Source organism: Streptomyces sp. NPDC002671 (assembly GCF_053592475.1).
Genome location: NZ_JBSFVU010000006.1, coordinates 247772 through 263743, shown reverse-complemented (window position 1 = coordinate 263743; position 15972 = coordinate 247772). Strand labels below are relative to the sequence as shown.

Here is a 15972-nt window from a genome sequence, read left to right as displayed (position 1 = left end):
CGTGTCAGAGCCAGGCTACGACCAGGAACAGAACCTGGAGCGGGGCGGGGACAGGGACCTGGACCGCATAGCTGTCATTGGCATGGCCGGCCGCTTCCCGGGCGCCCCCGACATCGAGACGTTCTGGTCCAACCTCGAACAGGGCCGGGAGGGCATCACCACCTTCTCCGACAGCGAACTGCTCGCCGACGGCGTCGACCCGGCCCTGCTGGAGCGGGACGACTACGTCCGCGCCAAGGGCTTCCTGGAGGACGCCGACCAGTTCGACGAGGGCTTCTTCGGCTACAGCCCCCGCGAGGCCGAGATCCTCGACCCGCAGCACCGGGTCTTCCTGGAATCGGCCTGGCAGGCCCTGGAGTCGGCCGGCGTCGATCCCCACCGCTTCGACGGCCGCATCGGCGTCTTCGCCGGGGCCGGCTTCAACTCGTACCTGCTGTTCAACCTGATGAACAACCAGCCGGTCCTGGACTCGGCCGGCCTGTACCAGGTCCTGCTCAGCGGCGACAAGGACTTCCTGGCCACCCGGACCTCGTACAAGCTCGACCTCAAGGGCCCCAGCGTCACCGTCCAGACCGCCTGCTCCACCTCGCTCACCGCGGTCCACCTGGCCTGCCAGAGCCTGCTGAACGGCGAGTGCGACATCGCCGTGGCCGGCGGTGTGGCGGTCTCCGCGCCGCTGCGCAACGGCTACGTGTACGAGCCCGGCGGCATCCTGTCACCCGACGGGCACTGCCGCGCCTTCGACGCCGAGGCGTCCGGAACCGTCGCCGGCAACGGCGTCGGCGTGGTGGTCTTGCGCCGCCTCGCCGACGCCCGGGACGGCGGCGACAGCATCGACGCCGTCATCCTGGCCACCGCCGTCAACAACGACGGTTCCCTGAAGGCCGGTTACACCGCGCCCAGCGTCGACGGCCAGGCCGAGGTCATCGCCGAGGCGCTGGCCCTGGCCGACGTGGACCCGGCGACCGTCGGCTACGTCGAGACCCACGGCACGGGCACCCCGCTCGGCGACCCCATCGAACTCGCCGCCCTCACCCGGGCGTTCCGGGACGGCAACACCGATGACCAGGGCGACCAGGGCTACTGCGCGATCGGCTCGGTGAAGAGCAACGTCGGCCACCTGGACGCCGCGGCCGGCGTCACCGGCCTGATCAAGGCCACCCTCGCCCTGAAGCACCAGGCCATCCCGCCGACCCTGCACTGCGAGCGGCCCAACCCGGAACTCGCCCTGGACAGCAGCCCGTTCTACGTCAACACCGAGCTGCGCCCCTGGCCCCGTACGGACGAGCCGCGCCGGGCCGGCGTCAGCTCCTTCGGCATCGGCGGCACCAACGTGCACGTCGTCCTGGAGGAGGCACCGGCCCCCGCCCCCGCCGACCCGGGTACCGCCCGTCCGCAGCGGCTGCTGGCACTGTCCGGGAAGACCGCCCCGGCGCTGGCCGGCAACGCGCGGCGCCTGGCCGACCACCTCGAACGCCACCCGGACCTCGACCTCGACGACGTCGCCTACACGCTGGCCTGCCGCAGGCACGCCTTCGACCACCGCGCCACCGTGGTCTGTGACGGCCCCGAGGACGCCGTGGCGGCGCTGCGCGAGCTCGCCGAGGCCGCCCCCGCGCCGGCGAGCGCCGAGCGGGCTCCGGTCGCCTTCCTCTTCCCCGGTCAGGGCGCCCAGTACGTGGGCATGGGCCGCGAACTGTACGCCCGTGAAGCGGTGTTCGCCGCCGAGTTCGACCGGTGCGCCGACCTGTTCGCCGAGCACCTGGGCCAGGACCTGCGCGACCTGGTCTTCGCCCCCGACGGCGACGCCGAGGCTCTTCAGTTTGCGGATCGGCTCACCCGCACCGAGTTCGCCCAGCCGGCCCTCTTCTGCGTCGAGTACGCCCTCGCCCGGCTGTGGACCTCCTGGGGCGTGATTCCGCAGGCCATGGCGGGACACAGCATCGGCGAGTTCGTCGCCGCCACCCTGGCCGGGGTGTTCTCCCTGCCGGACGCGGTGCGCCTGGTCGCCGCCCGCGGCCGGCTGGTGCAGTCGATGCCGGAAGGCGCCATGCTCAGCGTCTTCCTGCCCGAGGCCGAGACCGCCGGATGGCTGGAGGAGGGACTGTCGGTCGCGGCCGTCAACTCCACCGCCCTCACCGTCGTTTCCGGCAGCGAGCAGGCGATCGGCGGTCTGGAGACACGGCTGAAGGCCGCCTCCGTCGCCTGCCGCCGGCTGCACACCTCGCACGCCTTCCACTCGCCCGACATGACCGGCGCCGTCGAGCCCTTCACCGACGAGGTCCGCAGGGCCACCCTGAAGGCTCCGGAGATCCCGTTCCTGTCCAACGTCACCGGGACCTGGATCACCGACGAACAGGCCACCAGCCCCGAGTACTGGGGCACCCAGCTGCGGGAGCCGGTCCGGTTCCGCGACGCCCTCGACGTCCTGTTCGCCGACCCGGCCCTGGTGCCCCTGGAGACCGGCCCCGGGCAGACCCTGGCCAACTTCGTCCGCGCCCACCGCTCCTGGACCACCGGCCGGACCGTCGCCGGCTCGCTGCCGCACCCCGGCGACCGCACCGACGAGGGCAACCTGCTGCTGGCGAACCTGGGCGCTGTGTGGAGCGCGGGCGCCCTCGTGGACTGGGCTGCCTTCCACGAAGGTGAGCACCGCAGCACGGTGCGGCTGCCCGGCTACGCCTTCCAGCGGCGGCGCTACTGGGTGGAGCCCGACCGGCGGACCACGGACCGCGCGAAGGCGCCCGTGGCGGCCTCCCCGGCCGACTGGTTCGCCGGCCCCGGCTGGAAGCGCCTGCCGTTCACACCGCAGCGGGACAGCGGCGCCACCGGAGCCGTCTGGGTGCTGCTCGGGGCCGAACTCCCCCTCGGGCGCGCCCTGGCCGCACGCCTGACGGCCGCCGGCGAGCGCGTCGTACCAGTCACCGCCGGCGACGTGCCGGGCGAGGACACCGACGGCGGGTGGACCGCCGACCCGGCCGACCGCGAGCACCTGGCTACGATCCTGCGGTCCCCGGCCGTACAGGAGGCCGGGGAAGGCCGGCAGCTCCGCCTGGTGCACCTGTGGAGCACGGAGACCGCCCCGGTCGACGGCCCGCCGACCGAGCACCGGCTGGACGAGGCGCGGCGGCTCGGCTTCGACAGCCTGATCGCCCTCGCCCAGGCCCTCGCCGGCGCCCGCCCCGAGGGCCCGGTGACGCTCGACGTCCTGTGCCGCGGCGTGTTCGCGGTCACCGGGACCGAACCGCTCCAGCCGGAGAACGCCACCGTGCTGGGCGCCTGCACGGTGATCCCGCAGGAGACCCCCGGCATCACCTGCCGCACGCTGGACCTCACCGGCGCCGACCTTCACGCCCCGGACGACGCTCTGGTCCAGGCCGTGCACACCGCGCTGATCCCGCCCCCCGGCGAAGCCGAACTCGCGCTGCGCGGCCGGCACTGGTGGCGCCGCGATTTCGACGCGGTGACGCTGGACGGCGCCGACGGCCGCACCGGCCTGCGCGACGGCGGCGGTTACCTGATCACCGGCGGCCTAGGCGGCATCGGCCTGGCGCTGGCCGAGCACATCGCCCGCACCGCGGCCCGGCCCGTGCTCGGCCTGCTCGGCCGCTCCGCGTTCCCCGCCGAGGACACCTGGGACGCCTGGCTCGACGGGCACGACAAGCAGGACCCGGTCAGCGTCCGCATCCGCCGGCTGCGCGAACTGACCGAGCTGGGTGCCCGGGTCGTCGTCCTGCAGGCCGACGTCACCGACGAGGCGCAGACCGCCGAAGCCGCCCAGCGGGTACGCGACCTGGCGGGCGCCCTGCACGGCGTCGTGCACGCCGCGGGCCGGCCCTCCCAGGGCATGATCCTCACCAAGTCCCGCGCCGAGGCCGACGACGTACTCGCCGCCAAGACGCGCGGCACCCTGGTGCTGGACCGCGTCTGCCGCGAGGACCGGCTGGACTTCCTGCTGCTGTGCTCCTCCGTCACCGCCCTGCTCGGCGGCCCCGGCCAGAGCGACTACGCCGCGGCCAACGCCTTCCTGGACGCGTACGCCCAGTGGAAGCGGCAGGAGAGCGGCACCGCGGTCACGGCCGTGGGCTGGGACACCTGGCGTGAGGTCGGCATGGCCGCCGGGCTGTCGGACCGGTTCGGCACCGGCGCCGGCGGCTCCCCGACCGGGCACCCGCTGCTGCAGCGCCTGGTGCACGACGGCCCCGACTCGCGCACCTACTCGACCACGCTCAGCACCGCGGACCACTGGATCGTGGGCGACCACCGCATCATGGGCCACGGGCTCGTGCCCGGCACCGCCTACCTGGAACTGGTGCGAGCCGCCGTCGCCGAGCAGGCCGCCGGCCGCACCATCGAGATCGGCGACGTGCAGTACCTCACCCCGGTCGTCGTACCCGACGAGCAGACCCGCGAGGTGTTCACCACCATCGAGGAGCGCGACGGACAGTGGCGGTTCGCGGTGCGCAGCCGCAGCGGCGCCGCCGGAGCGGCGGCCTGGACCGACCACGCCCTGGGTTCCGTGGCCTTCCACGAGCCCGGCCCCGACACGGTGCGGGACCTGGCCGCGCTCGCCGCCGACTGCGGCGTCACCCGCGTCCTGGACACTCCCGGGACGATCCAGGAGGGCCTGCGGCTGGACCGGTTCCAGCGCGGCGGACCGATCGAGTTCTCCTTCGGCCCCCGCTGGGACTGCATGCACCGCATCGAGGCCGGCCCGAACCGGCTGTTCGCCACCCTCGGGCTCGGCCCCGAGCACGAAGCCGACCTCGACGACTTCCTGCTGCACCCCGCGCTGCTCGACGCCGTCGGCGGTACCGCCCGGGTCTACGCCACGGACACGTACTACCTGCCGTTCAGCTACCGCAGCCTGCGCGTCCACCACGGCCTGACCTCCACGATCCACTGCCACGCGCGGCTCAAGGAGTCCACCGACGCCACGGGCGAGACCATGACCTGCGACTTCGAGGTCCTCGACCCTGAGGGCCGGGTGCTGGTCGAGATCACGGACTTCACGATCAAGCGGATCAACGACCTCCACGGCCTGCGCGAGCAGATCGCCCGCTCCGCCGCGCCGCCCGCCGAAGCCGGCGCGGACGCGCCCGACGCCGCCGGCGGCATCCTGGCCACCCTCGGCGAGGGCATCAGCGAGCAGCAGGGCCAGGACGCCTTCGCCCGCATCCTCGCCGCCCCGGACCTGCCCGGTCACCTCCTGGTCTGTCACCGCGACGTGGCCGAACTGCGCGACCTGGCCCGCTCCCTGACGCCCGAGCTGCTCGCCCAGGAGATGGAGCAGTTCGCCCCGCCCGGCGGAGTCCACCCGCGCCCCGACCTGGCCACCCCCTACGTCGCACCGCGCACCGAGCAGGAACAGGCCGTCGCCGGCATCTGGTGCGACATCCTCGGCCTGGAACGGGTCGGCGTCGACGACGACTTCTTCGCCCTCGGCGGCCACTCGCTGGCCGCGGTGCAGATCGGCACCCGGATCAAGAGCCTGCTCGGCGTCGAACTGGACCTGCGGGCGTTCTTCGACCACCCCACCGTCGCGCACACCGTCACCCTGCTGACCGCCGGACCCGGCGGACAGGACCCCGAGAACGCCATCGAGCTCCTCGCCCGCGACGACCTGGGCCCGGACCCGGACTCGGCCGACGACCTGTCCGACCTGTCAGACCTGTCCGACGACGAAGTCGAAGCCCAGCTGCGCGCTCTGCTGGCCGCCGAGGGAGAGCACTGATGAACGGACCGCAGGCCCCGGTGGCCCTCGTCACGGGCGGCTCCCGGGGCATCGGCCGGGCGATCGCCCTGCGGCTGGCCCAGGACGGCTTCGACGTCGCGATGTGCTACGCCTCCTCCGACGACGCCGCCCGGGAGCTGGACAAGGAGATCACCGGGCTCGGCCGCCGCACGTACTTCCGCCGCGCCGACGTCAGCGACCCGGGCGCCGTGGACACGCTGGTCGAGGAGGCCGAGGGCGTGCTCGGCCCGCTCGACGCGGTGGTCGCCTCGGCCGCGGTGCTGCGCGACAACCCGCTGATCGCGATGGAGGACGAGGACTGGCACGACGTGCTGCGCACCAACCTCGACGGCGTGTACCACGTCTGCCGCTCCGTCATCGACGGCATGGTCGAACGCCGCCGCGGCACGATCGTCACCCTGTCCTCGATCGCCGGCATCCACGGCAACGCCGGACAGACCAACTACGCCGCCTCCAAGGCCGGAATCATCGGCTTCACCACCTCGCTGGCGCGTGAGGTGGGCCGGTACGGGATCCGCGCCAACGTGGTGGCACCCGGCTTCATCACCACCGACCCGGTGCTGAGCCTTCCCAAGGATCTGCGGGACACCTTCGCCCAGCGCATCGCGCTCGGCCGCTTCGGCCGCCCGGAAGAGGTCGCCGACCTCGTCTCCTTCCTGGTGTCCGACCGCGCCGGCTACATCACCGGCGGCACCTTCCGGATCGACGGCGGCATGGGCGGCTGACCCGGCCCGCACCCGGGTCGTACCGCTCGAGAACCACCCCGGAAAGCAGCTCAGCAGAGAGGCGGAGTCCGCCGCCGCGACCGACGATCAGGAGCCCCGCGCATGACCGACATCGACCTGACCAGCCTCACACCGGAGCAGAAGCGCGCGCTGCTCGCGGAGCGGTTGCGGCGCAAGGGCGGCGACCGGCCACCGGCGCGCAAGCGGCGGTTCACCGCGTCGTTCCCCCAGCAGCGCATGTGGTTCCTGGACCAGCTCAACCCGGGCAGCGCCGCCTACAACATCCCGGCGGCGGTGCGCGTGCACGGACCGCTCGACGTGGAGTTCTGGCGCCGCAGCCTCGCCGAGATCGTCCGCAGGCACGAGTCCCTGCGCACCACCTTCGACGAGACCGACGGCGAGCCCGTGCAGGTCGTGCACGACTCCGGCGAGCTGGAACTGACCGTCGTGGAGTGCGGGCACCTGCGCGGCCCCGACGGCGAGGAGGGCATCAGGGAGCTGGCCCGCCAGGAGTTCGCCCGCCCCTTCGACCTGGGCACCGGGCCGCTCATGCGGATGAAGTTCCTGCGCCTGGCCGCCGACGAGCACGTCCTGCTGCTCACCATGCACCACATCGTCGCCGACCTGTGGTCGACCTCGGTGCTCTTCGGCGAGCTGGCGGCCCTGTACCACGGCTACGTCACCGGTACCGAGGCCGAACTGCCCGAACTGCCCGTCCAGTACGCCGACTACGCGGCCTGGCAGCGCAAGAAGCTCGCGGGCTCGGGCTTCGCGACCCAGCTGGAGCACTGGAAGAAGACCCTTGAGGGCGCCGCGCCGATCCTCGAACTGCCCACCGACCGGCCGCGCCCCGCCGTACTGAGCACGGCGGGCGGCTCACGCCCCTTCCACCTCTCCTCCGAGGAGATGAACGGGGTGCGCGAGCTGAGCCGGCGCGCCGGCGTCACCCCGTTCATGACCCTGCTCGCCGCCTACGTCGTACTGCTGCACCGGTACAGCAGGCAGGAGGACATCGTCGTCGGCGTCCCGGTGGCCAACCGTGGGCAGTCCCAGGTCGAGCGGCTCATCGGCTACTTCGTCAACACCCTCGCGATCCGGGGCGACGTCTCCGGCAACCCGACGTTCACCGAGCTGCTCGGCCGGGTGCGCGGCGCGGCCCTCGACGCCTTCGCCCACCAGGAGGTTCCGTTCGAGCGGCTGGTGGAGGAGCTGGCCCCGGAGCGGGACCTGTCGAGGTCGCCGGTCTTCCAGGTGTCGTTCGTGTTCCAGAACATCCCGATACCCCAGGTCGACGTCGGCGGGCTGCGCTTCGAGCTGATGGAGGTCGCCGGCTCCACGGCGCGCTTCGACCTCGAACTCCAGGTGTTCGAGCAGGACGACGCGCTCAGCGGCTGGTTCGAGTACAACACCGAGCTGTTCGACGCGGCCACGATCGACCGCATGGGCGGCCACCTGAAGGTGCTGCTGGACAGCCTGCTCGCCGACCCGGAGCAGCAGGTCCTGGACGTCGCGCTGCTGACCGGGGACGAGGAGCGCGCACAGCGCAGGGAGCGGGAGGACACCCGCGCCGAGTGGCCCGACCAGCTGCTCACCCACCAGCGTATCGAGCAGCAGGCGACGCTGCGGCCGGACGCCGAGGCCGTGTACTGCCAGGGGGAGACGCTCAGCTACGCCCAACTCGACGCGTCGGCGAACCAGTTGGCCCGCAAGCTGAAGAGCCTCGGCGTCGGACGCGACGTCTTCGTGGGTGTCTGCCTGGAGCGCTCGCTCGACATGGTCGTCGCGGTATTGGCCGTACTGAAGGCGGGCGGCGCCTACGTGCCGATCGACCCGAAGCTGCCCGCGGACCGCATGGCGTTCATGATCGAGGACTCCGGGCTGCCGGTCCTGATCACCCAGAGCTCGGTGGTGCCGGGCCTGCCGGAGTCCGGGGCGACGACGCTGTGCGTGGACGAGCTGCGCGAGGAGCTCGCCGCCGAGTCCGCCGAGGCCCTCGGCGAGCCGGTCGAGGGCCCGGACCTCGCCTACGTGATCTACACGTCCGGCTCGACCGGGCGTCCCAAGGGCGTCCAGCTGCCGCACCGCGCGCTGCGCAACCTCTTCTGGGCCATGAAGCAGTGGCCGGGCATCGACACCGGCGACAGCCTGCTCGCGGTCACCACACTGTCCTTCGACATCGCGACGCTGGAGCTGCTGCTGCCGCTGGTCGAGGGCGCCCGCGTGGTGCTCGCCACCCGCGAAGTGGCCACCGACGGCAAGCTGCTGGCCGAGGAGATGGCCGCCACCGGCGCGACCATGATGCAGGCGACCCCGTCCACGTGGCGCATGCTGCTCGACGCCGGCTGGCCGGGCAGCCCGGGGCTGCGCGGGCTGATCTGCGGCGAGGCGCTGCCCCCGGACCTGGCGCGGCGCCTGCTGGCCAAGGGCGTGGACCTGTGGAACATGTACGGCCCGAGCGAGACCACGATCTACTCGCTGGGCACCCGGATCGTGGACGACACGATCACCATCGGCCGGCCCATCGCCAACACCGAGGTGCACCTCCTCGACCCTGAGGGCCGTCCGGTGCCGCCGGGCGTCCCCGGCGAACTGTGCATCGGCGGCACCGGGCTGGCGCGCGGCTACCTCAACCGGCCGGAGCTGACGGCGAAGCAGTTCATCGCCAACCCCTTCGCGTCCGACCTCGCCGACCGTCTGTACCGCACCGGCGACCTGGTACGGCGCCGGGTGGACGGCACCGTCGACTACCTCGGCCGGATCGACCACCAGGTCAAGCTGCGCGGCTACCGGATCGAGCTCGGCGAGATCGAGTCCGTGCTGATGTGGCAGGAGCAGGTGCTGGACTCGGTCGTCGTGGTCCGCGAGGACCAGCCGGGCGACCAGCGGCTGGTCGCCTACGTGGTGACGGACCCGGCGGCCGGTGCACCCGACGAGCTGCGCCGCCGGCTGCGGGCCGCGCTCGCCGAGAAACTCCCCGACTACATGGTCCCGGCGGCGTTCGTGTTCCTCGACGCAATGCCGCGTACCCCGAGCGGCAAGACCGACCGAGGCGCGCTGCCCGCGCCCGAGCTGGGGCAGGACAACCGCGCGGCAACGGCGTACGTCGCACCCCGCGACGCCGAGGAGACGGCCCTGTGCGACCTGTTCGCCCAGGTGCTGAACGTGCCCAGGGTGGGCATCGACGACAGCTTCTTCGCCCTCGGCGGGCACTCGCTGCTCGCCACCCGGCTGGTGGCGAGGATCCGCGCCACGCTCGGCGCCGAGGTCCCGGTGCGCGCCCTGTTCGAGAAGCAGACCGTGGCCCAGCTCGCCGAGCTGCTGCGGCAGGGCGGCGGCGAGGCGCGGCCAGCGCTGACCCGGATGAGCCGCCCCGACCCGCTCCCGCTGTCGTTCGCCCAGCGGCGGCTGTGGTTCCTGCACCAGATGGAGGGCCCCTCGCCCACCTACAACCTCCCGGTGGTGCTGCGCCTCACCGGCGCGCTGGACGTGGACTGCCTCCGGGCCGCCCTCGCCGACGTCGTCGCCCGCCACGAGGCGCTGCGGACCGTCTTCCCGGACACGGGCAGGGCCTCCCAGCACGTCCTCGACCCTCAGCAGGCGCGGCCCGCGCTGCCGGTGACCGAGGTCGACGAGGCCGGCCTGGACGAGGCGGTGGCCGCCGCGGTCCGGTACTCGTTCGATCTGACCACGCAGATCCCGCTGCACGCGGAGCTGTTCACGGTCGGCGCCGACACGCACGTACTGGCCGTCGTCGTCCACCACATCGCCGCGGACGGCTGGTCGCTGGCCCCGCTGCGGCACGACCTGGCGACCGCCTACCGGGCGCGGCTCGCCGGCCACGCACCCGAATGGGCGCCGCTGCCCGTGCAGTACGCCGACTACGCCCTCTGGCAGCGCCAGTACCTCGGCGCGCAGGACGATCCCGAAAGCACGTGGTCGCGCCAGCTCGACCACTGGCGCGGCGTGCTGGACGGCCTGCCGGAGCGGATCGCCCTCCCGGTCGACCGCCCGTACCCGGCCGAGGCCTCGCACGAGGGGGACACGCTCACCTTCCGGTGGGACGCGGACCTGCACGAGGGACTGGCCCGTCTGGCGCGCGGCTGCGACGTCAGCATGTTCATGGTGCTCGACGCGGCGCTGGCGGTGCTGCTCAGCCGCCTCGGTGCCGGTGCGGACATCCCCGTCGGCGTGGCGACCGCGGGACGCGACGACCAGGCCACCGAGAGCCTGATCGGCTTCTTCGCCAACACTCTCGTCCTGCGCACGCGGGTCTCGGACCGTCAGACGTTCCGGGAACTGCTCGGCGCGGTGCGCGAACGCACCCTCGACGCGCTGGCGCACCGCGACATCCCGTTCGAGGCCCTCGTGGACAGCCTGAGCCCCGCCCGGTCGATGTCCCACCACCCGCTCGTCCAGGTCATGCTGTCCTGGCAGACCGTCACCGACGAGACCCTGGACCTGCCCGGCGTCGAGACGGCGCCGATGGTGATGGGCACCGGCACGGCACGGATGGACCTGGTCTTCCTGCTGCACGAGCGCCTCACGGGCGACGGCACGCCGGCCGGTCTCGAGGGCGGCATCGAGTACAACGCCGACGTCTTCGACCCGGAGACGGTGCGCACGTTGGTGCGCCGGCTGCGCCAGGTGCTGCTGGCGATGATCACCGACCCGGACCGGCCGGTCGGCGACGTCGACCTGCTCACCCCGGCCGAGCGGCACCGCGTGCTGGAGGAGTGGAACGGCAGCGAAAGCGAGGTGCCCGCGGCCGAGCTGCCCGGGCTGGCCGGGCTGTTCGCGGCGCAGGCGGCCCGCACCCCGGACGCCGTGGCCGTCAGCTGCGGCGACGAGCGGCTGACCTACGGCGAACTCGACGCCGCCACGGACCGGCTCGCCCTGCGGCTGCGCGAGCTGGGGATCGGCGCCGACGGCGGCGAGGACGCGGTCTGCCTGCTGATGGAGCGCTCCGTGCGGCTGCCCGTGGCGATCCTGGCCGTGATCAAGGCCGGCGGCCTGTACGTGCCGCTGGACCCCCGCTACCCCGAGTCCCGCATGCGGCTGATCATGGCCGACACCGGGGCGAGCGTGCTCCTGGTGGACGGCGAGGGGCTGGAACACCCCGACGTCGACAGGGTGCGCGTGCTCGACGTGGCCGCTGAACTGTCCGCCGCGGAGGGTGTGGTGGACGGGGCCGGCGCCCTCACGCCCGCGGGCGGGCCGGACCGGATGGCCTACGTCATGTACACCTCCGGCTCCACCGGGCGGCCGAAGGGTGTGGCGATCACCCAGCGGAACGTGGCGAGCCTCGCCGCCGACCACCAGTGGCGCGGCGGCAACCACACCCGCGTACTGATGCACTCCCCGTCCGCGTTCGACGCCTCCACCTACGAGCTGTGGGTGCCGCTGCTGTCCGGCGGCGAGGTGGTCGTCACGCCGGCCGGCGAACTCGACCCGGACCTGCTGCTGCGCACCATCCGCGAACACGACGTCACCACCGCGTTCTTCACGACCGCGCTGTTCAACCTGCTCGTCGAGCGCGACGCCACCGCGCTGGCCGGGCTGCGCGAGGTCATGGCCGGCGGCGAGGCCCACGCGCCCCACATCTTCGCCAAGGCCCGGGCCGCGTGTCCCGAGACCGTGTTCTACAACATCTACGGGCCGACGGAGACGACGACGTTCGCCGTGCTCCAGGACACCCGCGAGGTGGCCGGGGGCACCGTGCCGATCGGCTCGCCGATGGACGACACCCGCGCCTACGTGCTCGACGAGTCGCTGCGGCCGGTGCCGGCCGGCGTCCCCGGCGAGCTGTACCTCGCCGGCTCCGGACTGGCCCGCGGCTACCTCGGGCAGCCCGGCCTGACCGCGCAGCGCTTCGTCGCCTGCCCGTACGGCGCGCCGGGCGAACGGATGTACCGCACCGGTGACCTGGTCCGCTGGAACGCGGACGGACAGCTCGTGTACGTCGGCCGGACCGACGACCAGGTCAAGATCCGCGGCTTCCGCATCGAACCGGACGAGATCAAGAAGACGCTCGGTGCGCACCCGGCCGTGGCGGACGCCGCCGTGGTGGTGCGGGAGAAGCCCTCCGGCGGCAAGGACCTCGTCGGCTACGCCGTCCTTGCCGACGGCGCAAACACCGCCCCCGCCGAGCTGCGCTCGTTCATGGCCGAGCGGCTGCCGCAGTACATGGTGCCGGTCGCGGTGCTGGTGCTCGACGCCTTCCCGATGACCGCCAACGGCAAGATCGACCGCCGCGCGCTGCCCGCGCCGGACCTCGGCGCGGACACCGAGTCCCGGGCGGCGGCGACGCCGGCCGAGCACACCCTCTCCGAGGTGTTCGCCGAGGTGCTCGGGATGCCCGAGGTCGGCGCCGAGGTCGGCTTCTTCGACCTGGGCGGCGACAGCATCCAGGCCACCCAGCTGGTCGCCCAGGCCCGCACGGCCGGGCTGGTGTTCACCGTCCGGGACGTGTTCACCCACCAGACGGTGGAGGGCATCGCCCGGGTGGCGAGGCCGGCCGACGAGGAAACCGGCGAACGCGTCGAGGACATCGGCACCGGTGAGATCCCGCTGCTGCCCGTCGTGGAACGGCAGCGGCAGCTGGGCGGCTCGATGGTCGGCTTCGACCTGTCCGCGACCGTCGGCCTGCCGTCCGACGTGGACGAGGAGCGGCTGACCGCGGCGCTGCAGGCGGTCGTCGACCGGCACGACGCACTGCGCATGCGGCTGGCGACCGGGCCCGACGGGCAGTGGTCGCTGCACGCGGACGAGCCCGGCACGGTCCAAGTCGCGGACATCCTGCGCCGCGTGGACATCGGCGGGAAGACCGACGCGGACGCACGGGCGCTGATCGCCGAGGAGACGGCCGCCGCCAAGCACCGGCTCGACCCGGCCCGGGGAGCGATGCTCCAGCCCGTGTGGTTCGACGCCGGGGCCGGGCGCGCGGGCCGGCTGCTGCTCGCCGTGCACCACTTCGCCGTCGACGGCGTCTCGTGGCGCATCCTGCTGGCCGACCTCGCCGCCGCGTGGGACGCGGTGGCCGCGGGCCGCGAGCCGGTCCTCGCACCGGTGGCGACGTCGCTGCGCGGCTGGGCGGCCCGGCTGGCCTCCGGCGAGAGCATCGAACGGCACCGCCCCGAACTCCCGGTGTGGCAGGGCATACTCCGCGACGCCGTACCGCTGGTGGCCGGGGAGCCGGACGCGGACCGCGACGTCACCGGCGCCGAGGGACGGCTGTCGGTGACCCTGCCGGCCGAGGACACCACGCCGCTCGTCGGCCAGGTGCCCGCGGTGTTCCGCAGCGGCATCCAGGACGTACTGCTGACCGCCTTCGGACTCGCCGTCGGACGCCGGCGCGCCCGCCGGTCCGGCGAAGACGGCGCCTGCGTGGTTCTTGACGTCGAGAGCCACGGCCGGCACGAGCACCTGGTCGACGGCGTCGACCTGTCCCGCACGGTGGGCTGGTTCACCAGCGTCCACCCCGTCCGCCTCGACTGCGCCACGCTGTCCTGGGACGAGGTGACCGAGGCGGGCAGCGAGCTGGCCGCCGCGGTCACGCGCACCGGCAGGCAGCTGCGGGCGATCCCGGAGCGCGGCCTCGGCTACGGGCTGCTGCGCTACCTCGACCCGGAGACCGGGCCGCTGCTGGCCGGACTGCCCGCGCCGCAGCTGCTGTTCAACTACCTCGGCCGGGTGCCCGTCACCGACGAGGAGAAGCCGTGGCTGCCGCTGCGGGACGACCCCGCCCCGGGCACCACCGGTGCCCGGCCGCTGCCGTACCCGCTGGAGGTCAACGCCGTCACCCAGGACGGCCCGGACGGCCCGCAGCTGGTGGCCAACTGGAGCTGGGCGCCCTCGCTGCTCGCCGAGGACGAGGTCCGCGAGCTCGCGCAGGCCTGGTTCGACGCGCTGCGCGCCCTCGCCCGATGCGCCCGCGCGGTCGAGGACGGCGCGGTCGAGCTGGTCCGCGACGACGACGAGCACACCGCGGCCGTCAGCGCGACCGACCTGCTGCACGCGCCGATCCCCAAGGCCGACCGCAGCGACGGCGCCGGGCTCTCCTTCGGACAACTGGAGTTCCTCCTCCAGCCGGTGGGCCCCAACCACGCCCACCACGGCGTCATCACCGCATGGCGCCTGCGTGGCCAACTCGACGTCACCGCGCTGCGCCGCGGCCTGGACGACCTGGTGCAGCGGCACGACATCCTGCGCACCCGCTACGTCCGACGGGGCTCCGCCACCCTCCAGTTCGCCGACGGCAGGCCCGCCTGGCCCATCGACACGGTCGACCTGCGCGCGTACCAGGGGCAGGCCCAGCACGAGAAGCTGCGTGAGCTGCTCACCGCGGAGACCGAGCGGCCGTGGCGCATCGAGGACGGCAACCTGGTCCGCGGCGTGCTCATGCAGCTCTCCGACCAGGAGCACGCGCTGATCCTCACGGCCCACCACATCCTGGTGGACCACTGGGGCTTCCTCGTGATCGTCAACGAGCTGTCGGAACTGTACGCGGCCCACAAAACGGCGCGCCGGCCGAAGCTTCCCGACGTGATGGTCCAGCACCTGGACTACGCGGCCTGGGAGCAGGCGCTGCTGGCCGGCGGTGCGCTCGACGAGCACATCGAGCACTGGCGCGGGGAGCTGGACGGCGCGGCACACACGCTCGACTTCGAGGCACCGGCGCACCAGCTGGACGACTTCGTCGAGGGCTACAGCCACAGCATCGTCGTCGGCGCGGACGTCATGTCGGCGGTGAAGGAGGCCGCCCGCCGCGAGGGCGTGACCCTGTTCATGATGCTGATGTCGGCGTTCCACGTGCTGCTGCACAGCTACTCCGGCGCGACGGACATCGCGGTGAGCCACCCGCTGGCCGGCCGCGAACGGCCGGAGACCAAGTCGATGGTCGGCCCGTTCATCAACGTCATCCTGAACCGCTCGCGGATGGCGGACGACCCGACCTTCCGCGAACTGGTCCAGCGGGTCCTGCAGAACGAGCTCGACGCCTACTCGCACCAGAACGTGCCGATGCGCGCGCTCGTGCTCGACGGCGTCATCGGGGACGGCAACCAGCTGCCCCTGCGCGTGATGCTCAACCTGCTCGGCGTGCCCAGCAACTCGCTGACCCTGCACGGGCTGGAGGTGACGCCGCTGGACGTGCAGGTCGGCGACGAGAGCCCGCTGCCGGGGCTGATCACCGCCATCGAGCCGCACAACCTCGACCTCTACCTGGTGGCCCGCGAGGTCGAGGGCGAGCTGCGCGGCCTGTGGGTGTACTCGCCGGCCTCCATCGCGCCGCCGGTCATGGGCGCGCTGGTGCGCCAGTGGCCGCGGGTGCTCGAACTGGTCGCGCTCCACCCGGACCTGACGGTCTCGCAACTGCGCGACCGGGTGCGGGCCGAGCACGACACAGCAGCCGAAGAGGAGGCCGGCCGGTAGAGAGCGACCCGGTACCCGGCCCACCTGACCTGTCCCACCCATCACCGGAGCCGTTGCCCACAA

The 15972-nt window shown here is 73.1% G+C and carries 3 protein-coding genes; all 3 read left to right on the top strand.

Annotated features, from left to right (window positions below; translation table 11 throughout):
- The first annotated feature begins 1 nt into the window (after nt 1).
- Nucleotides 2-5734 carry an SDR family NAD(P)-dependent oxidoreductase gene (locus ACWD35_RS11830; protein ID WP_451351027.1) on the top strand — a complete coding sequence of 1911 codons (5733 nt, stop codon included), beginning with the start codon at nt 2-4 and terminating at the stop codon, nt 5732-5734.
- A complete protein-coding gene (locus ACWD35_RS11825; protein ID WP_451351026.1) occupies nt 5734-6480 on the top strand; it encodes a beta-ketoacyl-ACP reductase in 747 nt (248 codons plus the stop codon). Before ACWD35_RS11830 ends, ACWD35_RS11825 begins: the two co-directional genes overlap by 1 nt.
- Before the next feature lie 102 nt (nt 6481-6582).
- Nucleotides 6583-15909 (top strand): amino acid adenylation domain-containing protein, encoded by a 9327-nt coding sequence (locus ACWD35_RS11820; RefSeq protein WP_451351025.1) that lies wholly within the window; start codon nt 6583-6585, stop codon nt 15907-15909.
- Nucleotides 15910-15972 lie beyond the last annotated feature (63 nt).